Below are 25,098 nucleotides of genomic sequence, written 5' to 3'. Positions count from 1 at the left end.
TGACCGGCTCCAAGGCTCTTCGGGCCGTGTCGGCGGACCTCACGAAGATCGCCGGCAGGAGCGCGCCCCGGCTCACCAAACTTGGGCGATATCGGATTGCGGCTGCGCTTGCCGCCATCGCCGTCTCGGTCGCGGCCTGCAACCGCGAGGAGGCGCAGGCGCCTCCGCCCATCCGGATCGTCCGGACCATCACCGTCGAGCCGCCGCGACAGGGCGCCGATGTCAGCTTCACCGGCCATATCGAGGCCCAGGATCAGGCGGCGCTGTCCTTCCGCATCGGCGGACGGCTGGCGGAACGGATGGTCGGCGTCGGCGCGAACGTGCGCGAGGGCGACATCGTCGCTCGTCTCGATCCGGAGAATGAACTCAACGAGCTGCGCTCGGCGCGGGCCGCGCTCGTCACCGCCCAGGGCGCGCTGCGCAAGGCGGAGAACCAGCTTCAGCGCCAGAGCCACCTGCTCGAGCGCAATGTGACGACGCGGGCGGATTTCGAGGCCGCCGAGCAAGGGCGCACCGCCGCGCAGGCCCAGGTCGATGCGGCCCAGGCGCGCGTCCGCTCGGCCGAGGATGTCGTCGGCTTCACGACGCTGAAGGCTGACGCACCGGGCCTGGTCACCGGCATCGGGGCCGAGCCCGGCGAAGTCGTTGCCGCCGGCCGCATGATCGTGCAGCTCGCCCGGCGCGAGGGGCGCGATGCCGTGTTCGAAGTGCCCGCCGATGCGGTGCGCACATTGCCGCCCGACGCGCGCGTCTATGTCGCCCTCTCCGGCGACCCGAACGTCACCGTCAGCGGCCGGGTTCGCGAGGTCGCGCCGCAGGCCGACCCTGTGACGCGGACCTTCCGGGTCAGGGTCGGCCTGTCCGAGCCACCACCATCGTTCCGCCTGGGCACGGCGGTCTCGGGCACGATCCGCGGCGGCGAGACCTCCGGGATCGCCATCCCTGCGACGGCCCTGACGCGGCGCGGGCAGGACACGGGCGTCTGGATCGTCGATCCGAAAACCCTCACCGTATCAATGCGCAAGCTCGACGTGCTCAGCTCCGACCCCGCCGGAGCCCTCATCCAGAAAGGTCTCGCGCTTGGCGACATCGTCGTCACGGCCGGCGCCAGCCTTCTGCGGGAAGGCCAGCATGTCCGCCTGACCGGAACGGAACCACGATGAGCTTCAACCTGTCGGAATGGGCGCTCAGGAGCCGCTCGGTCGTCATCTACCTGATGATCATCGCGGTGGCGGCCGGCGTGCTCGCCTTCCTCCGACTCGGCCGCAACGAGGATCCGTCCTTCGTCATCAAGTCGATGGTGGTCTCCGCCGCCTGGCCGGGCGCGACCATGGAGGACACGCTGACCCAGGTCACCGAGCGGCTCGAACGCCAGCTTGAGGAGACGCCGGGCCTCGACACCGTGCGCAGCTACACGACGCCGGGCGTGACCACGATCTTCGTCGACTTGAAGGAGTCCATCCCGGCGCGCGACGTGCAGGACACCTGGTACAGGGTCCGCAATCTCGTCGCCGACATGCGCCACACCTTGCCGACGGGAACGCTCGGGCCGTTCTTCAACGACCGGTTCGGCGACACGTTCGGCATCATCTACGGCTTCACCGCCGACGGCTTCACCAGCCGCGAATTGCGCGATCATGTCGAGGCGATCAGGTCCCGCCTGCTGCTCGTCCCCGACGTCTCGAAGATCGAGATCATCGGCGCGCAGGACGAGCGCATCTTCGTCGAGTTCTCGGTCAGGGAACTCGCCAATCTCGGCATCGATCGCAACGCGTTGCTGGGCGCCCTGCAGAGCCAGAACGTGGTGCGCCCGGCCGGCATCATCCAGACGCAGGACGAGCGGCTCTCGCTGCGCGTCTCCGGCGCCTTCCAATCCGAGGCCGACCTTCTCAACGTCAATTTCCCGGTCGGAGACCGCATGGTCCGGCTCGCCGATATCGCCACGGTGCGCCGCGGCCAGGCCGACCCGCCGCAGCCGATGTTCCGGGTCAATGGCCAGGATGCGATCGGGCTGGGCATCGCGATGCGCGACGGCGGCGACATCCTGGCGCTCGGCCGCAGCATCACCAAGGTCATGGCGGAGGTCACCGCCGAATTGCCGCTCGGCATCGAGCCCCGGCTCGTCGCCGACCAGGCCGTGACGGTCGACCATGCCATCGCCGACTTCATGAGCTCGCTCTACCAGTCGGTCGCGATCATCCTGGTGGTGAGCTTCATCAGCCTCGGGGTGCGCCCCGGCCTCGTCGTCGCCCTGTCGATCCCGCTGACGCTCGCCATCGTCTTTGCAGGGATGCTGGTCAGCGGCATCGACATGCAGCGCATCTCGCTCGGCGCGCTGATCATCGCGCTCGCATTGCTCGTCGACGACGCCATGACCACGACCGATGCGATGGTGACGCGTCTCGCGGCCGGCGAGGAGAAGACCAAGGCGGCAACCTACGCCTTCAAGAAATACGCGATGGCGATGTTCGCCGGCACGCTGGTGACCATAGCCGGCTTCGTGCCGATCGGCTTCGCGGCGAGCGGCGCCGGCGAGTACACGTTCACGCTCTTCGCCGTGGTCAGCATCGCGCTGGTCGTGTCCTGGTTCGTGGCGGTGATCTTCGCGCCGGTGCTCGGCGTCGCCATGCTGAAGGCGCCGGATGCCAGATCGGCCAATGCCGGTCCCGGACGTGTCGAGCGGACCTTCAGGAGCCTGCTCTCGACCGCGATCAGGCTGCGCTGGATCACGATCGCCGTGACGCTGGCCCTCTTCGCCGCATCCGTGCTGGCGCTGCCGCTGGTGCCGCGGCAGTTCTTCCCGGCCTCCGACCGGCCCGAACTGCTGGTCGATCTCAAGCTGCCGCAGAACGCCTCGATCTATGCCAGCGAGCAGATGGCGACGCGCTTCGACGCGGCGCTGAAGGGCGATCCCGATGTCGAGCGCTGGAGCACCTATATCGGTCGCGGCGCCATTCGCTTCTACCTGCCGCTGAATGCGCAGCTGCCCAACGACTTCTTCAGCCAGGCGGTGATCGTCGCCAAGGATGTCGCGGCCCGCGAGCGGCTGCAGGTCAAGCTCGAGGCGCTCCTGGCCAACCAGTTCCCGAACGTGGTCGGCCGCGTCTATCCGCTCGAGCTCGGGCCGCCCGTCGGCTGGCCGGTGCAGTACCGCGTCACCGGGCCTGATATCGCCGAGGTCCGCTCGATCGCGATGAAGCTCGCGCAGGTCATCGCGGCCAATCCGAAGGCCGAGCAGGTCAATTTCGACTGGATCGAACCGGCGCGCGAATTGCGCCTGCGGGTCGACCAGGACGAGGCGCGCCGCCTTGGCCTCAGCTCGCAGGCCCTGGCGACAATCCTCAACGCAGTCGTCTCCGGCACGGTGGTGACGCAGGTGCGCGACGACATCTACCTCGTCGACGTCGTCGTGCGCGCCCAGGATGCCGACCGCGCCTCGCTGGAGACGTTGAGGACGATGCAGGTCGCCCTGCCCGGCGGGCGCTCGGTGCCGCTGTCGCAATTCGTCACCTTCAGCTACGGGCTCGACGCGCCGCTGATCTGGCGGCGCGACCGGGTGCCAAACCTGACCGTCGCCGCCGATGTCGCGCCCGGAACGCTGCCGGAGACCGTCGTCAACGCGCTGCAGCCTTCCATCGACGCGCTGAGGAAGACGCTGCCGCCGGCCTATGGCATCGCCACTGGCGGAACCGTCGAGGAAAGCGCGACATCACAGGCCTCGGTCATCGCGGTGGTGCCGGTGATGCTGCTGATCATGTTCACCGTGCTGATGGCGCAGTTGCGCAGCTTCAGGCGGCTCGCCATCGTGCTCAGCATCGCGCCGCTCGGGCTGATCGGCGTCGTCGGCGCCCTGCTCATCTCGGGCAAGCCGCTCGGCTTCGTCGCCCTGCTCGGCATCCTCGCCCTGATCGGCATCATCACCAAGAACGCGGTGATCCTGGTCGGCCAGATCGAGGCCGAGCGGGAAACCGGCAAGGGCGTCGTCGAGGCGGCGATCGACGCAGCCGGCACGCGCTTCCGGCCGATCATGCTGACCGCGGTCTCGACGGTGCTGGGCATGATCCCGATCGCGCCGACGGTGTTCTGGGGCCCGATGGCGCTCGCGATCATGGGCGGCCTGCTGGTCGCGACGGTGCTCACCCTCGTGCTGCTGCCGGTTCTCTACGTTGCCGTCTTCGGCCGCAACTCGCCTGCGCCGAAGAAACCGGGAGCCCGTGCCAAAGCCGTTGCGGGAGTTTCTGCGTGATGCTGCATCTTGCAACGAAGCGGCCTTCGTCGATCTGCAGGGATCTCGCCCGGAGCGCGGCGGCCATTGCGCTTTTCCTGACACTGGCCGCCTGCCAGAACGAGAAGGCCAGGACCGCGGAGGCGCGGCCCGTCCGTGTCGTGACGGTCGAAGCCGGCAAGCTCGCCAACGATGTCCAGCTCAGCGGCGAGATCCAGGCCGAGAAGAATGTCGGGCTCGCCTTCCGCATCGGCGGACGCGTCGCGGAACGCCCCGTCAATGTCGGGGATCGCGTCACAGCCGGGCAGGTCATCGCCCGGCTCGCCCCGACACTCGAGCAGAACGCGGTGACCGCCGCCAAGGCCACGCTCGAAGCCGCCCGCGGCGAGGTCGACACCGCGCGCAACACGTTTGCGCGCCAGGAGCGGCTGATGGCGCAGGGCTTCACCACCCGGCCGCGCTTCGACCAGGCGCTCAAGGCGCAGGAGACGGCGCAGGCCCAGCTCGAGAATGCCGAGGCGCAGCTTGAGCTGGCGCAGGATCGGCTCGGCTTCACGGAGTTGCGTTCCGGCGTCGCCGGCATCGTCACCGCCCGCAATGTCGAGCCCGGCGAGGTCGTGCAGCCCGGGCAAGTCGTGGTCCAGCTTGCGCGCGAGGATGGCCGCGATGCGGTATTCAACGTGCCGGCACGGCTGCTGGAGACGCAGGCCGGCGATAGCACGATCCGGGTCGCCCTCGCAGACGCCGCGACGGTCACCGCGCTCGGCCGGGTTCGCGAGATCGCGCCGCAGGCTGACCCGGTCACCCGGACCTTCCAGGTCAGGGTCGGCCTGCAGGATCCGCCGGAGGCCATGCGGCTCGGCTCGACCGTGGTCGGGACGCTGGAGCTGACCTCCGACTCGATCGTCTCGATCCCGGCCAGCGCCCTGACCCAGCAGGGCGCCTCGCCCGCCGTCTGGGTGGTCGATCCGGCGAAATCCACCGTCTCGCTGCGCAATGTCGATGTGCTGCGCTTCGATCCCGGCCAGGTCATCGTCTCGCAGGGGCTGGAGCCCGGCGAAATCATCGTCTCCGGCGGAATCCAGGCCCTGCATCTCGGGCAGCGCGTGCGGCAACTCCCACCGCCGGCGCCTGCCGGGCGGACCGCGGCCGCATCACCGCCGCAGGGCCGCAACGGCGCGCCCCCTACCTGACAACCCCGATCTCGCGGCATGGCGCGCGACCTCGATTGCCTAGGCCGACCGCAACCCGTTCATCAGCAGCCGCATGGTCCCATGATTTCTTCGCGGAGAAATTCCATCGAGATCATTCCCGCCGTCGGAGACGCCGCGCGGCTCAAGACCGAGCTGCTGGTCCTCGGCGCCAGCACTCCGCTGACCGGATCGGCCAAGCGGATCGACGAGCTGTCCGAGGGCGGCCTCTCGCTTGCGCTGGAGCGGGGCACGCTCGCCTCCAATCCGGGGGCGACGCTGCTGATCGATCCCATGTCCGGTGTCGCGGCGGCACGCCTGCTGCTCGTGGGCCTGGACGACGGCGAAGCGGTGTCCGAGGACAGCTATTGCCAGGGATTGCTCGCCACCGCCCGCGCCCTCGCCGAGCTCAGGATCGCCGACGCGGTCGTGGCGCTGGCGGAGAGCAAGGTGCATCGCCGCCCGGTGGCCTGGCGGGTGCAACAGGCCGGACGCATCCTCGCCCGCCCCAACCAGGGCGCGATCCCCGCCGGAGCCGAGGGCCGCTCGGCCCGCAGGATCATGCTGCTGATCCCACAGACGCTGACCCTCCAGCTCGTCGAGGCGCTCCGCCAGGGGATTGCGATGGCCGAGGGGGCCGACCCGGCGCCGTCAGGCCCCTGCCCGTTTCCACCCACCGCCGCGCCAGCCTACCGACCGGAGCTGCACGACGACGCGAGATCCCGGTCGATCCATCTCCCACCAGCAACGGAGGATAATCTCATGAGTGATCTGGTTTTCATCGCCTTTCCGACCGAGCAGAAAGCCGAGGAGGTCCGCCAGAAGGTTCTCTCGCTGCAGCGCGAGTACCTGATCGAGCTCGGCGATGCGGTCGTCGTGGTCAAGGACGAGAAGGGGCACGTCAAGCTCAACCAGATGATGAACCTGACCGCGGCCGGCGCCGCCTCGGGCGCGCTCTGGGGCACGCTGATCGGCTTCATCTTCCTGGCGCCGCTTGTCGGCACCGCCCTCGGCGCGGCCTCGGGCGCGCTCGGCGGCAAGCTCACCGATGTCGGGATCAACGACAAGTTCATGAAGGAGGCGGCGAGCGCGCTCCAGCCCAACACCGCCGGGCTCTTCCTGCTCATCCGCAAGATGACCACCGACAAGGTCCTCGCCGATCTCAAGGGCGCCGGCGGTACGCTGATCAGCACCTCGTTCGACGAGACCAAGGAAGCAGCGCTGCGCGAGGCATTGGCGGCGCATGCGAGCACCGAAGCAGCGGCGGCTCCCGCGGCTTCGTGATGACGGACTGGAGCGTCGCCGCGGAGGCTGAACGGGCCCAATGGGCCACCGCGACGGCGCGCCTCGACGACTTCCGGCCGCTGTTGCCAGCGGAAGAGGACGTCGTCGCCAAGCTGCTGAGCGGCAGCTTCGACCGGCTCGGAGACGGCTCGCGCCCGGAGAGCGCCGATCCGGCGCGGATCGTCCGGGCGCGGTTCCTGCGCTTCCTGCTGCTCGGCGGCGAGGACGGCTGCCGGCCGCATGAGAAGGGCATCCGGATCACCGGCGCCTGGATCACGGACGTGCTCGACCTCGAGGCCTGCCGCGTCTTCCGCGATATCGGCCTGAACGACTGCCATTTCGAGGCCGCGCCCATTCTCAAGGCGGCGATCATCAACCGCCTGTTCCTCGACGGCTCGCAGCTGCCCGGCCTCCAGGCCGAGCGGCTGGAGGCGCGCGGCGGCGTCTATCTGCGCGGGGCCGAGATCAATGGCGAGGTCAACCTCGTGCAGTCGCGCCTCGGCGGCAATCTCGAATGCGGCGGGGCGACGATCCGCGTGCCGCGCGGCTATGCCCTGCTCGCCAGCAGCCTCGAAGTCCGCAACGTGCTGGTCCACGGCGCGCAGCTGAAGGGCGGCATCAATCTGGCAGGCGCGCAACTGGCGGCCGATCTCGATTGCGCCGGCGCCGTCATCACACCGACGGAAGGCATCGCGATCGAGGCGAGCGAGGCCGAGGCCCGCGGCAGCGTGGTGCTCCGGACCACCCGCGTCGAGGGCGAAATCCGCCTGACTGCTGCGCAGATCGCCGGCGACATGGATTGCTCGGGCGCGGTTCTGGATCATGCCGGGAGCACTGCGCTCGACCTGAGCCGCAGCACGATCCGCGGGGCCTTCTTCCTGCGGCGCGCGGCACAGGTGAACGGCATGCTGGCGCTGACCGGCGCTTCGATCGGCACGATTCATGACGAGGCCGCGTCCTGGCCGAAGCTTGGCGACCTGCTGCTGAACCGCTGCCGCTATGGTGCCTTCATCGACGGCCCCGTCGATGCCGAGAGCCGGCTGGATTGGCTGGCCCGCCAGACGCCCGAGCGCTGCGGCGAGGATTTCTGGCCCCAGCCCTATGAGCAGCTCGCCGCCGTGTTCCGCGAGATGGGCCATGGCGAGGATGCCCGCGCCGTGCTCGTCGTCAAGGAGCGGCTGCAGCGCAGGGCGAGGCGCAAGCGCGCCGGCAACCCCCTGCTGCGCTGGCTGCTCGCGGCCGTCGACGGCGTGCTCGGCATCACCCTCGCCTATGGCCGCCAGCCGCTTCTGGCTTTCGTCTGGCTGATCTTCTTCTGGCTCCTGGGCGTCGCCATCTTCGCCTATGCCGAGCACCGGGGCGCGGTGATGCCGAACAGCGCCGTGGTCCTGCGCGCGCCCGAATGGACCCTCTGCGGCATCGAGACCTCCGAGCAGCGCTCACTTTTCGCCACGCCGCAGACGAGCGGGCTGGCCGCGCCGGAGCAGACCCAGCTCGACTGCTTCCGCCAGCGCTGGGAAGCGTCGAGCTATCCCGCCTTCAGCCCGTGGATGTACTCGCTCGATACGCTGCTGCCGGTGCTGGACATGGGGCAAAGGACCTTCTGGCGGCCGAACCCGTCGAAGCCGGGCGGTCGTGTCGCCATCAATTATTTCTACTTCCAGTCGGTCATTGGCTGGGCGCTGAGCCTGCTGGCGGTCGCCGGCTTTTCAGGACTGGTGAAGTCGCCGTGACCCGGCCGGCCCGCCTCGCAATCAGGATGAGAACGACATGACCAGCGCCCCTTCCCTCGCCAGCGTGGTGCGCGGCCGCGACGGCGCCAGCAAGCGCGAGCTCCTGATCATCGATCTCGCCCTGCAGGGCGGCGGCGCGCATGGCGCCTTCACCTGGGGCGTGCTCGACCGCATCCTCGAAGAGGACTGGCTGGAGATCAACGCGATCTCCGGCACCTCGGCCGGCGCCATGAACGCCGCCGTGCTCGCCTCGGGCTACGCCAGGGGCGGACGGCCCGGCGCGCGCGAGGCGCTCGAGCTGTTCTGGCGCAAGGTCTCTGATGCAGCCCGGTTCAGCCCGTTCCAGCGCAGCCCGCTCGATATCCTGCTCGGCCGCTGGACGCTCGACAATTCACCGCTCTTCGTCACCATGGACATGATGTCCCGGCTGGTCTCGCCCTACAGCCTCAATCCGGGCGGCAGCAATCCGCTGACCGATATCCTTGCCGAGGTCATCGACTTCGACGCGCTCGCCGGCGGGCCGATCCAGCTCTTCGTCACCGCAACCAATGTGCGGACCGGCCGGGGCCGGGTGTTCCGCAATGCCGAGATCACGCCGGACGTGCTGCTGGCCTCGGCCTGCCTGCCGACCCTGTTCCAGGCCGTCGAGATCGATGGCGACGGCTATTGGGACGGCGGCTATTCCGGCAACCCGACCATGACGCCGCTGATCCGCGACAGCCACGCGCTCGATACCATCCTGGTGCAGATCAACCCGGTCGAGCGCCCCGGCATCCCGCGCACCGCGCGCGACATCCTCAACCGCCTCAACGAGGTCTCGTTCAACGCCGTGCTGCTCAAGGAGCTGCGGATGATGGCCATGCTCCGGCAGAAGGCCAATCCCGAAAGCGGCGAAGGCGCGCGCTGGGCGCAGATGCGCATCCACCGCGTCACCAGCGAGGCGATGGCCGATCTCGGCTATTCATCGAAGCTCAATGCCGAATGGGAGTTCCTGACCATGCTCCATGGCGAAGGCAGACATTCGGCCGAGGCCTTCTACCGCGAGCACAAGGACGATCTCGGCAAGCGCTCCACGCTTGACCTGGACGAGCTGACCGAGGGCGTATGATCCTCCTCGATGATGGGCCGCGGCCCATCCGGCACGACCTCGTTCAGGCGGCCTGCCCAAGGCTTCAGATGACAAGCGGGTTCAGATGACAAGCGGCAAGATCCTGCACGGCGCGCAAATCCTCGTCGCGACCATCCTGGCGGTCGCCGCCCTCTCGGTGGCGAGCTCGGTCTTCGCGCCCGTCGCCTTCGCGCTGTTCATCATCGCGCTGGTCTGGCCGTTGCAGAAGGGGCTGCAGAGCGTGCTGCCCAAGCTGCTGGCGCTCGCGATCAGCGTTGTGATCATGGTCGTGGCCTTCGCCGCTTTCGGCTCGCTGATCGCCTGGGCGTTCGGGCGGGTCGGCCGCTGGATCGTCAGCGACGCGGCGCGCTTCCAGAATTTCTACGACCAGATCACTGCCTGGCTGGAGGGGCATGGCATCGCCGTCGCCGGCGTCTGGTCCGAGAATTTCAACATGAGCTGGGTCCTGCGCATGGCGCAGACCCTCACCGGCCGGCTCAACAGCACGATGAGCTTCTGGCTGGTGGTGCTGGTCTACGTCATCCTCGGGCTGCTCGAGGTCGACGATTTCGGGCGCAAGCTTCGCGCCATGCGCAATCGCGAGACCGGAGACGTTCTGTTCCGCGGCTGCGTCGCCACCTCCGCCAAGATCCGCCGCTACATGCTGGTCAGGACGCTGATGAGCGTCATCACCGGCTTGCTGGTCTGGGGCTTCGCGACGCTGGTCGGGCTCCCGCTCGCGGCGGAATGGGGCTTCATCGCCTTCTCGCTGAACTATATCCCCTTCCTCGGCCCCCTGGTCGCGACGGTGTTCCCGACGGTGTTCGCGATGACCCAGTTCGGCTCGTGGCAGGCCGTCATCGCCGTCTTCGCCTGCCTCAACCTGATCCAGTTCGTCGTCGGCAGCTATATCGAGCCGCGCGTCGCCGGCAGCGCGCTCTCGATCTCTCCAGCCATGGTGCTGTTCTCGGTGTTCTTCTGGAGCTTTCTCTGGGGCGTCTTCGGCGCCTTCATCGGCGTTCCCATCACGATCGCCCTCCTGACCTTCTGCGCCCAGCATCCGTCGAGCCTGTGGCTGGCCGAGCTTTTCGGCTCGCCCGAGAAGGAGGCGCCGCCGCTCACGACGTGAGGGTTGTGGCCGGCCGCGGCGCGATGTCGATCCGCTGCGGCGCGAGCAGCGCCAGGCCTCCATCCGGCGCCGCCGCCAGCGTGTGGATGTAGAAGCTCGTCGGCTGGTCGTCGGTCGCCTCCATGACCGGAGACGGCGCAGAGACGATCCTCAGCGGGCCGCAGCGGCCGATCCAGTCGATATGGCGGTGTCCGTGCATGGCGACGAGGCGATGGCCGAAGGGCTTGAGCTGGCGCACGAAGCGGCTGCCATTGATCAGCGCGGTGCCGATCCGCTCCGAGAAGGCCTTGGCGCGCCGCGGATATTCGACCGGGTGATGATGCAGGCCGATGATCCAGCGCGCCCTGGGGAAGCGCCTGAGGATCGCGAGCATGGCCTGCATATCCTCTTCCGCCACCAGCCCGAGCGCATTGGTGAAGGAGAAATGCGTCTCGGCATTGGAGTTGAGCAAGACGACGCCGAGACCGTCCTCCTGCTTCGGCGGGAGCACCATCGGAAAGATGTCGGCCCAGACCTGGGCAAGCCCGGCCGAGAGACGCAATGTCCCCGCATCCGCGAAGCGCGCGATCGCCGGGCGATGCGGCTCCAACGTCTCCGAGAGCGTGCCGCCGAGTTGCGTCCGCTTGCGATCGAGCAGATGGACCCGTTCGCCCTGGATCGCGGCCATGGCCGACAGCGTCCGCATCTGCCGCAACCGCTTGCCGGGGCTCGTCGGCAATTCGAGCCGGGCCGGATTGGCGCGGTCGACGATATTCACGTCGTGGTTTCCAGGCAGGATCAGGCTGCGCCGCGCCAGCTCGGGATGACCGGCCATCGCGTCGAGGAACTCGCCCCACTCGGCCGAGCGGCCGGCATCGGTCATGTCGCCGGTGATCAACACCAGGTCGAGTGGCTCGCTGGCATGGATCTCGGCCAGCCTGTCGAGCACCTCTGCCAATCGCTCGTTGCCGCGCGGGCCGGCGCGGCCGCTCTCGATCCTGAAACCGTGGCGCTCGCCGACGACATGGATGTCGGAGAGATGAGCGACGCGCCATCTCGCGGCTGAGGGCGGCACCTCGTCGAAACCGGCAAGATCGCGCGGCTGGTCCATGCTCGCATCGGCCACACCCCAGGCGAGCGAGGCGAGCGCGAAATAGCCCGCCATCAGCACGACCGTGTTGGCGAATGCCGGCACGACGAGCCGCAGGGGCTGGGCGAGATCGGCGAACTCACCCGACCAGCGCGTCGCCGGCCAGACGAGCGCGGCCAGCCCCGCAGCCAAGGCGAAGGCGCCGAGACCTGCGCCGAAAGCCGTCGCAGCCCGCAACCCGGCGCGCCTGTCCTCGCTGGCTTCGGCGGACAGAAAGCGCTCGGCCAGATGGCGCAGGCCTTCCCGGCACAGTGCATAGCCCGGCTGGACCACGAGCGAATTCAGCGACCAGAAGCTGCGCTCGGCGGCGCGAAACAGCGGGCGGACACCATACCAACCCAAGACCGCGACGAGGGCCAGCAGCAGCAACGAGCCGATGCTCGCAAGTGCCGTGACCCTGTCCGAGACCGACAGGAACCAGGCGGAGACGACCAGGGGCGCGAGACCGAGCAGCAAGCCGGGCAGGCCGGCGAGGATGATCCAGGCCAGCGCGAGCTTGGGCAGGTTGATCTCGCCCAGCAGGCTGCCGGCAATGGCGAGGAGCGAGCGCTTCTTGGTGCTGCTGAGATCGTCCTCGGCGTCGCCGGCGCGCGGATCGATGATCATGGCAGGAGACCGCCGCGACCGGAGGATTGCGCATTCGGCGGCGGAAATCGGCCTGGAATCGTCACGTCTCGCCCCCCGCCGCGGCGCCCAGGGGGCTGAACCATCCGGCCGCCCCGAGGCTATCGCCGATGCCGGGCGCATGCACGCACTCAACGCCGGCGCAGGAGGGGGTGGCCCGGATTTGGGACGCCCGGCACAGAAGTGGGACAGGCGGTCGATGACCGTCCAAGGACCGAATGCTACTTTATTATCAGGCGATTACGACGATTGCCGGCGATCTCGACCAACCGTGGAAGCCCATGACGCCAGCGATCGGCTCACGCCCGCTCTCATCGGTGCTCGCCAGGGGCCTCGGCTTCCTGCTTCTCTGGATCGTCCTGATCGGCGCGAAGCCGGTCGACCTCGCCGTCGGTCTTGCCGCCGCTGCCGCCGCGAGCTGGGCGAGCGAATTGCTCTGGCCGGCGCATGGCGAGATCGCCCCGCTCGGCCTGCTGCGCTTCGTGCTGCGTTTCCTGCCCCAGTCGGTCGTCGCCGGAGCGGATGTGGCACGCCGCGCCTTCGCGCCCCGGCCCGCATTGCAGCCGGGGCTCGTCGCCTGCCGGACAGCCCTGCCGGCCGGGACCGCCCGCCGCGCCATGTGCGCAGTGATGAGCCTCCAGCCGGGCAAGCTGCCGGTCGCGGTCGATCCCGACGACATGCTCCAGATTCACTGTCTCGACCGGAGCGAGCCTATCCGCGAGCAGACCGCCGCGGACGAGGCTGCCTTCTGCGGGATGCTACGCGATGGTGGCCGCCGTGGCTGAGATCCTGACCGGCGTTGCGCTCTTCATCCTGGCCGTCACCGCGCTTGGCCTGTTTCGGGTGCTGCGAGCCGAATTCGCGGTCGAGCGTATGATGGCCGTCCAGCTGCTGGGCACCGGTGGGGCCGCCGCCATCCTGCTGCTCGGAGCCGCCTCCGGGACAGGCGCGATGAGCGATGTCGCCCTCCTGCTGGTGCTGTTCGCTGCCTTCTCCTGCTCGGCCTTCGCGCTCGGCCAGGCCAGCCCGAATGTCGACGGCAGCGAGCGGCCGGAGGATGGGGCGTGATGGCGGCGACCGAGGCCTTCACGCTCGTCTTCGTCGGTGCCGGGGCGGTGCTGTTCCTGGCCGGTACGCTCGGCCTGTTGCGCTTTCCCGACACGCTGAGCCGGCTGCACGCGCTCAGCAAGGCCGATAATCTCGGGCTCGGCCTCGTCGTCGTCGGCCTTCTGCCGCAATGCGAGAGCGTGACCGGCGCGCTCAAACTGGTCTGCGTCTGGTTGCTGGCGCAGCTCTCGGCCGCGACGGCGAGCCAGCTCATCGCCGGCGCCGTCTACCGCCGCAAGCCCGGCCCATGAGCCTGCTGCTCGATCTTGCGCTCGTCGCCTGGCTGCTCGCCCTGGCGCTCTACGTCACCTCCGCACGCGGCGACCGCGACGCCATCGTCGCATTCATCGCCTTCGGCCTGCTGCTCGGCCTGGGCTGGACCCGGATCGCCGCGCTCGACGTCGCGCTGACCGAGGCGGCGATCGGCGGCGGCGTCACCGGCATGCTGCTCCTGCGAGCCGAGGCGCATCTGCGCAAGCGCAAGCCCGGCGGCCCGTCGAAGGGCGTCGTGGGCAAGGCGGTGACGGCCGTGGCCTGCGTCATGGTCACGGTCGGTCTCATGCTGGTCGTCCTCGCCTTCCCCTCGCCGGCGCCGACGCTCGCCCCGGCCGCCGCGGCGGCGCTGCCGGCAACAGGCCTCGGCAACCCGGTGACCGCGGTCCTCCTCGCCTATCGGGCACTCGACACCTTGCTCGAGAAGGTCGTCCTCATCCTCGCGCTCATCGGCGTTTGGTCGCTTGCTCCCGACGGTCTTTGGGGCGGCGCCCCGAGGCTGCGCCCTGCCCTCGTGCCCGAGCCGCTCGCCTATCTCGCACAGATGCTGCCGCCCTTCGGCGTGCTGATCGCGGTCTATATGTGCTGGGTCGGCGCCGACGCGCCGGGCGGAACCTTCCAGGCCGGCACGGTGCTCGCGGCGATGTGGCTGCTCGTCATGCTGGCCGGCCTCAGCCCCGAGCCCGAGACGCGAGGCAAGGCGCTGCGGCTCACGCTGATCGCCGGGCCGGCGCTGTTCGTGGCGATCGGCTTTCTCGGCTTCGCGATGGCTGGCGGCTTCCTCTCCTACCCCGAGAGCATCGCCAAGCCGCTGATCGTCGGCATCGAGGCGGCCCTGACCCTGTCGATCGCCGCGACCCTCGGCCTGCTGGTCGCAGGCCCGGCGCAGATGGCGTCGGGCCGATGAGCGTCGCAGCGCTCGGCCCGGCGACATTGTTCGGCCTGTGCGGCGCGGCGCTCGCCGGCATCGGCCTTTTCGTCGTGATCACCCATTCCGGCCTGCTGCGCCGGATCGTCGGCTTCAACATCCTCGGCGCCGGCATCTTCCTCGTCTTCGGTGCCGTCGCGCGGCGCGGGGCGGGAGCCGGTTTCGGCGGCGATCCGGTGCCGCAGGCGCTGGTGATCACCGGCATCGTCGTCGCCTTCTCGGCCACGGCGCTCGCCGTCGCGCTCCTGCAACGCCTGTTCGACCTGACCGGTCGCGAGACGCTCGAAGCGGCGCAGGAGCATTCCCCGCGGAGCGAGGCATGAGCCCACTCGCGACCGAACCAGCCCATGTCGCGACGCCGGGCGGCGTCCTGCTCGTCCTCGCGGTCATGCTGCCCGTGGTCGCGGTGCTGCTGATGCTGGCCCTCGGCCCGCGCTGGACCCGGCGCATCGCGCTGGCCACGCTCGCCATCGGCCTGCTCGTCACCATCGCCATCCTGGCCGAGCTCCTGCGGACCGGCGAGGCGCTGACCTATGTCGTCGGCGGCTGGCAGCCGCCGCTCGGCATCGCTCTGCGCGCCGACGGGACCTCCGTGGCGATGCTGGCGATGACGGCGCTCGTCATCGCGGCGACCGGCTGTTTCGGCTATGCGCAGCAGCAGCTCGACCCCGCGACGAGCCACGGCCGGGCGCCGACGAGCTTCTGGATCCTGCTGATGGCGGTCTGGAGCGCATTGAATGCGATCTTCGTCGGCGAGGACCTGTTCAACCTCTATGTCGCCCTGGAATTGCTGACCTTCGCGGCGGTGCCACTCGTCTGCCTCGACGGACGCGCCGAGACCATGGCTGCCGCGCTACGCTACCTGATGTTCGCGCTGCTCGGCTCGCTGCTCTACCTGCTCGGCACCGCCCTTATCTATGGTAGCTTCGGCACGCTCGATATCAGCCTCCTCTCGCAGGCGAGCGCAGAAGGCCCGGTGTTCCCGGTCGCGCTGGCTCTGATGATCGCCGGGCTCCTGGCCAAGGCCGCGCTGTTCCCGTTGCATCTCTGGCTGCCGCCGGCCCATGCCGGCGCCCCGGCCTCCGCGAGCGCCGTCCTCTCGGCGCTCGTGATCAAGGCGCCGTTCTTCCTGATCCTGCGGCTCGTCCTCGACGTCGCGCCACCGCAGTCGGCCGCGTTCGCCGGGCAGTTCCTCGCCGTTCTCGGCGCCGCCTCGATCCTGTTCTGCAGCGTCATGGCGCTCAGGCAGGCGCGGCTGAAGCTGATGATCGCCTATTCGACGGTGGCGCAGATCGGCTATCTCTTCATCGTCTTCCCGCTCGCCTCCGGCAGCGAGACGCTGCCGCCCTGGGGCACGATCGCCTGGACGGGCGGCGCGCTGCAGCTCATCTCGCACGCGCTCGCCAAGGCCGCGATGTTCCTGGCCGCGGGCGCCATCGCCGAGGCCTACGGCCATGACCGCATCTCCGATCTCGGCGGCTTCGGCCGCGCGCTTCCGATCAGCGCCGCGGCGTTCGGGCTGGCCGGATTGTCGCTGATGGGGATTCCGCCGAGCGGCGGCTTCGTCGCCAAATGTCTCCTGCTGACGGCGGCCGTCATCGGCGGGCACCCCTGGCTCGCCGCCACGATCCTGGCCGGTGGGCTGCTCGCCGGCAGCTATGTCTTCCGCGTCGTCGACCGGGCGCTGGCGACGCCCGCGATCCCGCTTGCGCCGCGCAAACCGATCCCGCGCCGGCTCGAGCTGGCGGCGCTGGTCCTGGCGGTCGCCGCCGTCCTGCTCGGGCTCGTGCCGCTCCAGCCCTTCGCCTTCCTGCAGATTGGCCGGCCGGACAGCCTGACGGCGGTGGCGCCATGAATGCCGCAGGCCTCCTCCTCGCGGCCGCGATCCTCGTGCCGCTCATCATGGCGGCGGCCTGCATGTCCCCGGGCATCCGCCGCCACGCTCCGCTCCTGCTCGCCTTCGCTCCGATTCCAGCCCTGATCGCGGCCTTGTTCTCGCCGGAGGGCTCGTTCGTCCTGTTTCCCGCTCCATTCCGGATGACGCTGCTGCTCGATCGGCCCGGCGCGATCCTGCTCGGCGGCGCAGCGCTGCTCTGGAGCGCGGCCGGCGCCTTCGCCGCCGCCTATATGGGGCGCAAGCCCGCGACGATCCGTTTCGCCATCTGGTGGCTGCTGACACTGGCCGGGAGCCTCGGCGTCTTCGTCGTCGGCGACGTCGTGAGCTTCTACCTCGTCTACACCTTGGCCAGCCTCGCGGCCTATGGGCTAATCGTGCACGAGCAGACGGCGAGCGCGCACAGGGCGGGCGTCGTCTATGTCGTCCTCGCGCTGTTCAGCGAGGCCTTCCTGCTGCTCGCCTTCGTCATGCTCGCGGCCAGCCATCCCGACGCCAATCCGCTGATCCGCGATGTCGTCGCCACCTTGCCTGCCTCGCTGCTGCGCAATGGCATCGCGGCACTCCTGATCCTCGGCTTCGGGCTGAAGATGGGGCTCGTGCCGTTGCATATCTGGCTGCCGCTCGCCCATCCGGCCGCGCCGATGCCGGCCTCTTCCGTGCTCAGCGGCGTGGTGGTCAAGGCGGGCGTCATCGGGCTGATCCGCTTCCTGCCCTTCGAAGCCGGCCTGCCAATCTGGGGAAGCGTGCTGATCGCGGTCGGGGTCGTCACCGCCTATTATGGTGTCGCCATTGGCGTGACGCAGACGCGCGCCAAGACCATCCTGGCCTATTCGACGGTCAGCCAGATGGGCCTGCTCGCGGTTCTGCTCGGCGTCGGCCTCGACAATGCCGATCCGGCCGGGACGATGTTCGTCGCCTATTACGCAGTGCACCACACGCTGGTGAAGGGCGCGCTCTTCCTGGCCGTCGGCATCCTGGCCGCGACCGGCGGTGCGCGCCTGCGCCCTGCCCTCCTGCTCACGGCGATCCTCGCGCTCAGCCTCGGCGGCATGCCGCTGACCAGCGGCGCACTGGCCAAGCTCGCGACCAAGCCGCTGCTCGGCTATGGCATCCTCGGTGACGTGATGAGTCTCGCGGGGGCCGGCAGCACGCTGCTGATGCTGCATTTCATCGTCACCGTCGCCCGCGATGCCCGACAGAACCCCGACATGTCGGCCCCGCCAGGACAGGTCCTGCCCTGGCTCGTGGTGGCGGCGGCTTCGCTGATCATCCCCTGGTCGCTCTACCCCGCCATTGCCGGCGAGTCGGTGCAGGGCCTGTTCCAGGTCGAGGCCCTCTGGAAGCTGCTCTGGCCGATGGCCGTGGGCTGGCTCGCAATGCTGATCGTCAGCCGGCTACCGGGCCTGCGGGGAGCCGTTCCCGAAGGAGATATCGTCGTCCTGGCCAAGGCCGGCGGCGCGGCGCTGGACCGTCTGCTGCTCGGCGTCCAGCAGGCCGATGCCGCCCTGCGCCGGTGGCCGGTCGCCGGGCTCGGGCTCCTGATCATCGCCGCCCTGCTGGCGGGAACGCTGATGCTGGGAGCCTGATCCATGTCATCATGCAGCATGCTAGGCGCAGCACGGTCGGCCATGACCGGCAGCCTCGGATCCGGCCGCCGCGTCGGACCAGCTTCACCCCGCCTCGGCAAGGAGCGGCGCGCGTCGTGAGCCCGATCGAAAGCACCGCGATCATCATCGCCATCACGATCGCCCTGTTCGCCTGGAACGGGCTGCCGGTGATCATCGTCGCCTTCGCTGCAGCGCTCTCGCTCTGGGCGGCCGGCGTGGTCACGCTCGAGCAGGCGCTGGCGGGCTTCGGCGACCGGGCCGTGCTGCTCATCGCCAGCCTGTTCATCGTCAGCGCCGCGCTGGAAAGGACCGGCGTGACCGCCTGGGCCGGCCAGTTCCTCATCGCCAGGGCCGGCGAGAACAACCGCACGCGCCTGCTGGTCATCATCATGACGGCTGCCGGCTGCCTGACCGCCCTGATCAGCGGCAGCGGGGCGGTCGCGGCGCTGATGCCGGTGGTGGTCATGGCCGCGATCCGCCTGCGCCAATCGCCCTCGCAGCTGCTGATGCCGCTCGCCTTCTCGGCCCATGCCGGCGCGAACATGCTGCTCACCGGCGCTCCGAAGAACATCCTGGTCTCGGAGGCGCTCGAAGATGCCGGCTTGCCCGGCTTCGGCTTCGCCGAATTCGCCCTGGTCGGACTGCCGCTCCTCATCGGCACGATGGCGATCATCCTCCTGCTCGGGCGCCGCCTCCTGCCCGAGCAAAGCAGCGCCCGGCTGCCGGCCGATTTCAGCCGCCATGCCCAGACGCTGGTGGAGCACTACGGCCTAAGCGATGGCATCTTCCGCCTGCGCATCCGCGGCAGTTCGCCCTTTATCGGCATGGCGCCGGCCGACGTGACCCTGGCAGGCGATGCGCGGCTCGAGCTGATGGCCGTGCAGGCCGGCGCCTCGGCGATGCCGCTACGGGCGCCAACGGTCTCCGAGGGCGATTACCTGCTGGTCAAGGGCGAGGCCGAGGCGGTGGCAAAGCTCGCGGCCGAAGCGCATCTCGCCCTGCGCGACGATGCCGCCGACGAGGGCTATAGCCTGTTCAGCCGTCATTCCGGCCTTGCCGAAGTGGTCATCCCGCCGCGCTCGGCCCTGATCGGCCGCCTGATGTTTCCGGGCATGGTCACCGATAGCGGCGATCTCGTCGTGCTCGCCGTGCAGCGTTCGGGAGCCGATCTCGCACCGGGCGATGTCCTCCGGGCCGGCGACACGATCCTGCTCGAGGGCAGCTGGAAGGCGCTCGACCTCCATCTCGACGATCCCGACGTGCTGGTGGTCAACTCGCCCGATCTCGTCAGGCGGCAGGCCGTGCCGATGGGAGCCGGCGCCGGCATCGCGGTCGCGGCGCTTGTCGGCCTGGTGCTGATGCTCGCCACCGGCATCGTGCCGCCGGCGGTCGCAGGGCTCACGGCGGCCGGCGTGCTCATTCTCGCCGGCATCATCTCGGTCGAGCAATCCTATCGCGCGATCAACTGGACGACCGTGATCCTGGTCGGCGCGATGATGCCGCTCTCGACCGCCATGGTTCAGTCGGGCGCGGCCAAGCTCGTGGCGGACCATCTCGTCGCCCTCACGGGCGGCGGCGGCCCGCTCGTCTTCCTCGCCGGGCTCTTCATGCTGACCGCGAGCCTCGGCCAGATCATGAGCAATACGGCGACGACGATGCTGGTCATCCCGATCGCCATGGCGGCGGCGACCAGCATGGGCGTCTCGCCGCGGCCGATCATGATGAGCCTGTGCATCGCGGGGGCGGCGTCGTTCCTGACCCCGATCGCGACCGCGACCAACATGATGGTGATGGGTCCAGGCGGCTACAGCTTCAGCAGCTACTGGAAGCTCGGCACGCCGCTGATGATCTGGTTCTTCGTCATGTCGGTGTTCTACGTGCCGCTGATCTGGCGTTTCTAGCCCTATTTCCCGGGCGCTGCCGAGGAGGCCCGCGCCGCCCCGCGCAGGGACTCGTCGACCCTGTCGCTCAGATAGGGATAGAACGGGTTCGACGACATGCGCAGCAGCGAATCGAGATTCACGATCAAGGTGCCGCGCTCGCCCCGCGCTGCAACCGAGCCGAGCTTGATGCCAAAATCCTCGCCCGGATCGGGATTGAGCCCGTAGAGTGCATCGCTCACCGGGAACGGCAGGGCGACATGCGAGAGCGAGAACACGTCGAACGGATAGGTCAGGCCGAGATCGCGCACCGTCTCGGCGCTGGCGCCGGCCTCGGTCACCCGCTCGACCATCGCGCTGGAATCGTCGCTGGCGTTGGTGATGACCGCGACCCGGAAGTTGCGCGGTGGCGGCGGCAGTATCCGCGTCAGCAGCGTGTCCGAGGCCGAGCTCAGCAGCGGCCCGAACTTGGTCGAACGGTTGAGATCGAACAGCACGAGCTCGCTGCCATTGGCCGGAAGATGCGCATAGAGCGAGGTGATGATCGCCCGCGTGCTCACCGTGAAATCCATCACCGACTGGAAGGTGATGAGCGGCGCCACATCCTTCAGGCGCCCATCGCGCGCAAGCTTCAGAATCTTCTGCTGCAGCGCCTGGGTGAGCAGATGCGACTGCCGCGCGCCATTGACCGGAAACGAGTTGTACTTGAACGGATTGAATTCCGGCAGGACGCTGAGCCAGGCGGCCTTGGCGAAGCGCGGCAGGAACGCGGGCAGCGCCGCGAGCCCGGCGAAGCGGGCGAAGGCGGTGATACCGATCATCGGCGAGATCAGCACGAGCCGGTCGGGCCGCGCCAGCTCGGGATTCTCGATCGCGTCGAGCGCATACATCAGGGCTAGCGCCCCGCCATTCGAGAAGCCGACCAGATGCAGCGGGACGTCGGGGGCGACGCGCCGCCTCGCCTCGCGCACGGCCAGGCGCGTCGCCGCGAGCCAGTCCTCCCATTCGATCTCGCTGAGACCGGCGGGCACCGTGCCATGGCCCGGCAAGCGGATCGCGATGGCTAGGAAGCCGCGATCGCGATACTGGCGGGCGACATGGCGCAGGCTATAGGGCGAATCCGTCAACCCGTGCAGGAACACCGCGACGCCGACCGGCTTGCCCTCCGGCTCCATGACATAGGAGCGGTTCCAGTCCTGCTTGAAATGGCCGGGATAGATCGCGCTGCCGTCGAAATAGCGATTGACCGGGATGCGCTCGTCCGGCGCGAGCTTCTGCGTGACCTCGGCCCGGACGCTGGCGAAGGCCGCATCCTCCGCCTTCAGGTAATCGCTCCAGCTGTCGCGATCGAGCTCGGCGAGCGAAAGCTCATGCGGCACGAATGTGTGCCAGGGCTCGAGCGGCGCGCCGCGCTGGGTATCGTAGATGCGGAAGCCGATCAGGGAGAGCGCGATGATCACGAGGACCGCAGCGCCGCGCCTCACCAACTTCCCAAGGAAACCACGCATGCTGTCGACCTTCGGGAATCTCAGCCGCGCTCAGGCCGCGGCCCTGCGGGCGGCGAGCACGATCGCGATATAGGCCCAGCCGGCGAAGACGAGGGAGATGCCGACGAGCGTGCCGGGCGCATAGACCCCGTCATAGGGCAGCCGCAGCGCCAGGGCCGCCCCGACGGCGATGGTGATGATGCCCGACAGGACCATCCAGACCACGCCGCGCTGCGCCCGCAGCCTGAAGGCGAGCCCAAGCTGTGCGAGCCCCTCCGCCATCAGCACCAGCGCGATGACGATAGTGATCGCGATCGCGCCCTTCATCGGGTTGAAATAGACGAGCAGACCGCCGCCAAGCTCGATCAGGCCGACCAGCAACTGCCAGGCGAAACCGCCCCATTCCTTCATCAGGAAGGATTGGACGATCTTGACGATGCCGCCCACGGCCAGGACCAGGCCGAGGAAGAGCGTCACCGCCATGGTCGAGATGGCCGGGCTCGCAATGGCGACCGCACCGCAAATGATCAGGGCGGTGCCAAGCAAGATCATCCTGCCCGAGATCGCCCGGGCGAGGTCGCGGCCGGGTGGGCTTGCGCTCGATTGGGACAAGGTCTTGGCCATCAATCCTCTCCCCCAGAGCTTCGCATCAAAGCGGGTGCTGCCTGTCAGCCGGAAGCACCCAGAAACGATCGGCGGTTCCAGCGGAACCTAGTTATGCCGGTCCTGAAGGGTGGATGGATGAGCAGAAAATCCCAAAGCTAGTCAGGGAATCCCGTTTTCTCGATCGCGGGGCAGCCAATCAGCCGTTCCATCGGCCGAAGCTGACGTTGGATGCCTATTCACGCCGATCCGAGCGAGCGGCCGCCAATGTGACCCATCTCACGCAAGAACTTCCCGACAGATTTACAGGGGAAAGCAAAGGGTTCACCTTGCCTCATCTCGAAAAAGCGATGTCGGCCTGACCGGTCAAACCGCCTCAGCGCGCAACGCCGCGACGTCGCGCTGGCCAGAAGAGAGCGGGATATGTCGAGGACAATGACTGGCTTCGTGCCTGGCGGAATGCAGCAATATCACCTGCCATCGCCAATTGACCCCGGCGCGCTTGCGGTTCATGCGACCGGGCGACTGAATACGATGTCGGAGATCCTCGCTCAGGCGACATGCTTGCGTGCTCGTGATCTTGCGAACCGGGCAACAGGTTACGGCGGGGCGTCCTTTCAGGACGTAAAGGGCGATTATTCGGGGACGAACCGCATCGCGGCTGCGCATCGGGCCCTGTTCGCGTTGCATCTCGACGGCGTCAACCCGGCGAACCTCCCGAGAATCGGCGCCCGTCCGCAGCTGCGGCAAATGCTGCGTGCTCCGCAATCCCGGACCGATCTCGTGATCAGACCGGTGAATTATGCGGACCAACTCCTGGAGAACGCGGTGTCGCCGGACATCTTCCGTCTGATCGAATCGACGCTGCTGCGACAGGCGCCCGGGCGGCCGATCGAGAAATCCCTTCTCATCGACTCGATGTTCAGGCTGCAGCAACTCCTTCATGTCGGGTTCGACCAGGCAGCCGCCACTTACGGCCGGCGGCAGCGCGAGCGTGGCTGGACCGAGTTTCGATCCGCCACCCCCTCAACCCCCGCTCCTCTGGCGGGCGTCTCAGACCGCGAGATCGACAAGTTTCTCGACAACGCTTTCGAACGCGGCGGCATGAGCATTCACGTGGCGGGGCCGACTCATTACGGCGACCTGCCGGAGACCATCCTCGGGCTCAGTCAGGAAATCACAGACAAATCGATCCCGGAGCTTTCCAGGCCCGGAAATCTCGACGCACTGATCGATAGCGTGGATACCGCTTCGAAGGACGCATAGGCAGGAAGCGGCCTCGGACTATTCCCCTCACTCCCACTCGATCGTGCCGGGCGGCTTGCTCGTCACGTCGTAGACCACCCGGTTGATGCCCTTGACCTCGTTGATGATGCGGGTCGCGGTGCGGCCGAGGAAGGCCATGTCATAGGGATAGAAATCCGCGGTCATGCCGTCGACCGAGGTCACGGCGCGCAGGGCGCAGACATGGTCATAGGTGCGGTAGTCGCCCATCACGCCGACCGTGCGCACCGGCAGCAGCACGGCGAAGGCCTGCCAGATCACGTCGTAGAGCCCGGCCTTGCGGATCTCGTCGAGATAGATCGCATCCGCCTTGCGCAGGATGTCGAGCTTTTCCTTGGTGATCTCGCCGGGGCAGCGGATCGCGAGGCCGGGGCCTGGGAAGGGATGGCGGCCGACGAAGGCCTCGGGCAGGCCGAGCTCGCGGCCGAGCACGCGGACCTCGTCCTTGAACAGCTCGCGCAGCGGCTCGACGAGCTTCATCTTCATGCGCTCGGGCAGGCCGCCGACATTGTGGTGGCTCTTGATCGTCACCGAGGGGCCGCCGGAGAAGGAGACGCTCTCGATCACGTCGGGATAGAGCGTGCCCTGGGCCAGGAAATCGGCGCCGCCAATCTTGGCCGCCTCGGCGTCGAAGACGTCGATGAAGAGCCGGCCGATGGTCTTGCGCTTCGCCTCCGGATCGGCGCCGCATTTGGCGAGCTCGGAGAGGAAAAGCTCTTCCGCCTCAACATGGACGAGCGGGATGTTGTAGTGGTCGCGGAACAGCGTCACGACCTGCTCGGCCTCGCCGAGGCGCATCAGGCCGTGATCGACGAAGACGCAGGTGAGCTGGTCGCCGATCGCCTCGTGGATGAGAACGGCTGCAACTGCGGAGTCGACGCCGCCCGACAGGCCGCAGATCACGCGGCCGGAGCCGACCTGCGCCTTGATCTTGGCGATGGACTCGGCGCGATAGGCCGCCATGCTCCAGTCCGGCGTACAGCCGCAGATGTTGACGACGAAATTGCGCAGCAGCTTGGCACCATCCGGCGTATGCACCACCTCGGGGTGGAACATGGTCGAGTAGAAGCGCCTGCCCTCGTCGCTCGCCACCGCATAGGGTGCGTTCTCCGAGGTCGCCTTGACGGTGAAGCCCGCCGGGAGCTGGGTGACGCGGTCGCCATGGCTCATCCAGACCGGGTAGCGGCCGCCCTCCTCCCAGATGCCCTCGAACAGTGCCGACGGCGTGACGATCTCGACATCGGCGCGGCCGAACTCGGCGGCGTGGCCGCTCTCGACCTTGCCGCCAAGCTGCTCGGCCATGGTCTGCTGGCCGTAGCAGATGCCGAGCACCGGCAAGCCGGCGGAGAAGACCTCCTGCGGGGCACGGGGCGAGTTGGCGTCTGGCACCGAGGCCGGGCCGCCGGAGAAGATGACACCCTTCGGCTTCATCCGGGCAAAGGCCTCGGAGGCCGACTGGAACGGCGCGATCTCGCAGTAGACGCCGATCTCGCGCACGCGGCGCGCGATCAGCTGCGTCACCTGGCTGCCGAAATCGATGATGAGGATGGAGTCGTGAGGGATGGTGCTCGTCATGGCGCTGGTTACGCCATCACGTGCGCCCGCGCAAC

21 protein-coding genes and 1 pseudogene are annotated in these 25,098 nt (G+C 68.6%); 18 read left to right on the top strand and 4 right to left on the bottom strand.

Annotation, left to right across the window (positions count from 1 at the left end):
- Nucleotides 1–26: 26 nt before the first annotated feature.
- The 8 genes and pseudogenes from EV560_RS14160 to EV560_RS14130 all read left to right on the top strand — a co-directional run bounded on the left by EV560_RS14160 (nucleotide 27) and on the right by EV560_RS14130 (nucleotide 10,669).
- Complete coding sequence (locus EV560_RS14160) at nucleotides 27–1,163, top strand: efflux RND transporter periplasmic adaptor subunit (RefSeq protein WP_248312043.1); 1,137 nt, start codon at nucleotides 27–29, stop codon at nucleotides 1,161–1,163.
- Nucleotides 1,160–4,246, top strand: coding sequence for an efflux RND transporter permease subunit (locus tag EV560_RS14155; RefSeq protein ID WP_131856426.1), 3,087 nt, complete (start codon nucleotides 1,160–1,162; stop codon nucleotides 4,244–4,246). The genes EV560_RS14160 and EV560_RS14155 overlap by 4 nt, the downstream gene beginning before the upstream one ends.
- Nucleotides 4,246–5,418, top strand: coding sequence for an efflux RND transporter periplasmic adaptor subunit (locus EV560_RS14150; RefSeq protein WP_131856425.1), 1,173 nt, complete (start codon nucleotides 4,246–4,248; stop codon nucleotides 5,416–5,418). The genes EV560_RS14155 and EV560_RS14150 overlap by 1 nt, the downstream gene beginning before the upstream one ends.
- Before the next feature lie 18 nt (nucleotides 5,419–5,436).
- Nucleotides 5,437–5,898: pseudogene (locus tag EV560_RS36390) on the top strand (M17 family peptidase N-terminal domain-containing protein); the annotation flags it as partial.
- Between the two features lie 279 nt (nucleotides 5,899–6,177).
- A complete protein-coding gene (locus EV560_RS36385) occupies nucleotides 6,178–6,699 on the top strand; it encodes a DUF1269 domain-containing protein (RefSeq protein WP_248312069.1) in 522 nt (173 codons plus the stop codon).
- The gene (locus EV560_RS14140) at nucleotides 6,699–8,432 is read left to right on the top strand and encodes a hypothetical protein (RefSeq protein ID WP_248312042.1); all 1,734 of its coding nucleotides are present in this window, start codon (nucleotides 6,699–6,701) and stop codon (nucleotides 8,430–8,432) included. Before EV560_RS36385 ends, EV560_RS14140 begins: the two co-directional genes overlap by 1 nt.
- A gap of 37 nt (nucleotides 8,433–8,469) precedes the next feature.
- The gene (locus EV560_RS14135; RefSeq protein ID WP_131856422.1) at nucleotides 8,470–9,540 is read left to right on the top strand and encodes a patatin-like phospholipase family protein; all 1,071 of its coding nucleotides are present in this window, start codon (nucleotides 8,470–8,472) and stop codon (nucleotides 9,538–9,540) included.
- 85 nt (nucleotides 9,541–9,625) lie between these two features.
- A complete protein-coding gene (locus EV560_RS14130; protein WP_131856421.1) occupies nucleotides 9,626–10,669 on the top strand; it encodes an AI-2E family transporter in 1,044 nt (347 codons plus the stop codon).
- Here the strand turns inward: EV560_RS14130 and EV560_RS14125 are convergent.
- Nucleotides 10,659–12,404 carry a metallophosphoesterase family protein gene (locus EV560_RS14125; RefSeq protein WP_131856420.1) on the bottom strand — a complete coding sequence of 582 codons (1,746 nt, stop codon included), beginning with the start codon at nucleotides 12,402–12,404 and terminating at the stop codon, nucleotides 10,659–10,661. The two genes, EV560_RS14130 and EV560_RS14125, sit on opposite strands and share 11 nt — an antisense overlap.
- A 236-nt stretch (nucleotides 12,405–12,640) precedes the next feature.
- On the opposite strand from EV560_RS14125, the gene EV560_RS14120 reads away from it, so the two are divergent.
- The 8 genes from EV560_RS14120 to EV560_RS14085 all read left to right on the top strand — a co-directional run bounded on the left by EV560_RS14120 (nucleotide 12,641) and on the right by EV560_RS14085 (nucleotide 20,135).
- Complete coding sequence (locus EV560_RS14120) at nucleotides 12,641–13,207, top strand: Na+/H+ antiporter subunit E (RefSeq protein WP_131856419.1); 567 nt, start codon at nucleotides 12,641–12,643, stop codon at nucleotides 13,205–13,207.
- The gene (locus tag EV560_RS14115) at nucleotides 13,200–13,490 is read left to right on the top strand and encodes an MrpF/PhaF family protein (RefSeq protein ID WP_131856418.1); all 291 of its coding nucleotides are present in this window, start codon (nucleotides 13,200–13,202) and stop codon (nucleotides 13,488–13,490) included. The genes EV560_RS14120 and EV560_RS14115 overlap by 8 nt, the downstream gene beginning before the upstream one ends.
- Nucleotides 13,490–13,780: a cation:proton antiporter gene (locus tag EV560_RS14110; protein WP_131856417.1), complete on the top strand. Its 291-nt coding sequence runs from the start codon at nucleotides 13,490–13,492 to the stop codon at nucleotides 13,778–13,780. The genes EV560_RS14115 and EV560_RS14110 overlap by 1 nt, the downstream gene beginning before the upstream one ends.
- Entirely contained in the window at nucleotides 13,777–14,709 is a 933-nt protein-coding gene (locus EV560_RS14105) for an MnhB domain-containing protein (RefSeq protein ID WP_131856416.1), read from the top strand. The genes EV560_RS14110 and EV560_RS14105 overlap by 4 nt, the downstream gene beginning before the upstream one ends.
- Nucleotides 14,706–15,053 carry an NADH-quinone oxidoreductase subunit K gene (locus EV560_RS14100; protein ID WP_131856415.1) on the top strand — a complete coding sequence of 116 codons (348 nt, stop codon included), beginning with the start codon at nucleotides 14,706–14,708 and terminating at the stop codon, nucleotides 15,051–15,053. Before EV560_RS14105 ends, EV560_RS14100 begins: the two co-directional genes overlap by 4 nt.
- Entirely contained in the window at nucleotides 15,050–16,585 is a 1,536-nt protein-coding gene (locus EV560_RS14095; protein ID WP_131856414.1) for a complex I subunit 5 family protein, read from the top strand. Before EV560_RS14100 ends, EV560_RS14095 begins: the two co-directional genes overlap by 4 nt.
- Complete coding sequence (locus EV560_RS14090) at nucleotides 16,582–18,213, top strand: complex I subunit 5 family protein (protein WP_131856413.1); 1,632 nt, start codon at nucleotides 16,582–16,584, stop codon at nucleotides 18,211–18,213. Before EV560_RS14095 ends, EV560_RS14090 begins: the two co-directional genes overlap by 4 nt.
- A gap of 116 nt (nucleotides 18,214–18,329) precedes the next feature.
- Complete coding sequence (locus tag EV560_RS14085; protein ID WP_131856412.1) at nucleotides 18,330–20,135, top strand: SLC13 family permease; 1,806 nt, start codon at nucleotides 18,330–18,332, stop codon at nucleotides 20,133–20,135.
- A 2-nt stretch (nucleotides 20,136–20,137) separates the two neighbouring features.
- On the opposite strand, the gene EV560_RS14080 is transcribed toward EV560_RS14085, so the two are convergent.
- Both EV560_RS14080 and EV560_RS14075 read right to left on the bottom strand, forming a co-directional pair.
- Entirely contained in the window at nucleotides 20,138–21,622 is a 1,485-nt protein-coding gene (locus EV560_RS14080; protein ID WP_131856411.1) for an alpha/beta hydrolase, read from the bottom strand.
- 30 nt (nucleotides 21,623–21,652) lie between these two features.
- Nucleotides 21,653–22,225: an HdeD family acid-resistance protein gene (locus EV560_RS14075; RefSeq protein ID WP_131856410.1), complete on the bottom strand. Its 573-nt coding sequence runs from the start codon at nucleotides 22,223–22,225 to the stop codon at nucleotides 21,653–21,655.
- Between the two features lie 113 nt (nucleotides 22,226–22,338).
- Here EV560_RS14075 and EV560_RS14070 point away from each other — a divergent pair, with 113 nt between their 5' ends.
- On the top strand, nucleotides 22,339–22,566 hold the full coding sequence (locus EV560_RS14070; RefSeq protein WP_131856409.1) for a hypothetical protein: 228 nt from the start codon (nucleotides 22,339–22,341) through the stop codon (nucleotides 22,564–22,566).
- A gap of 73 nt (nucleotides 22,567–22,639) precedes the next feature.
- The gene (locus EV560_RS14065; protein ID WP_131856408.1) at nucleotides 22,640–23,470 is read left to right on the top strand and encodes a hypothetical protein; all 831 of its coding nucleotides are present in this window, start codon (nucleotides 22,640–22,642) and stop codon (nucleotides 23,468–23,470) included.
- A 27-nt stretch (nucleotides 23,471–23,497) separates the two neighbouring features.
- On the opposite strand, the gene guaA is transcribed toward EV560_RS14065, so the two are convergent.
- A complete protein-coding gene (gene guaA, locus EV560_RS14060; RefSeq protein ID WP_131856407.1) occupies nucleotides 23,498–25,063 on the bottom strand; it encodes a glutamine-hydrolyzing GMP synthase in 1,566 nt (521 codons plus the stop codon).
- Nucleotides 25,064–25,098: the final 35 nt, after the last annotated feature.

The sequence above is a fragment of the Allobosea sp. BK604 genome, assembly GCF_004341515.1.
Lineage (GTDB): Bacteria > Pseudomonadota > Alphaproteobacteria > Rhizobiales > Beijerinckiaceae > Allobosea.
Note: the sequence above shows the minus strand (reverse complement) of the source record. Positions and strands in the feature narration are given on the sequence as shown.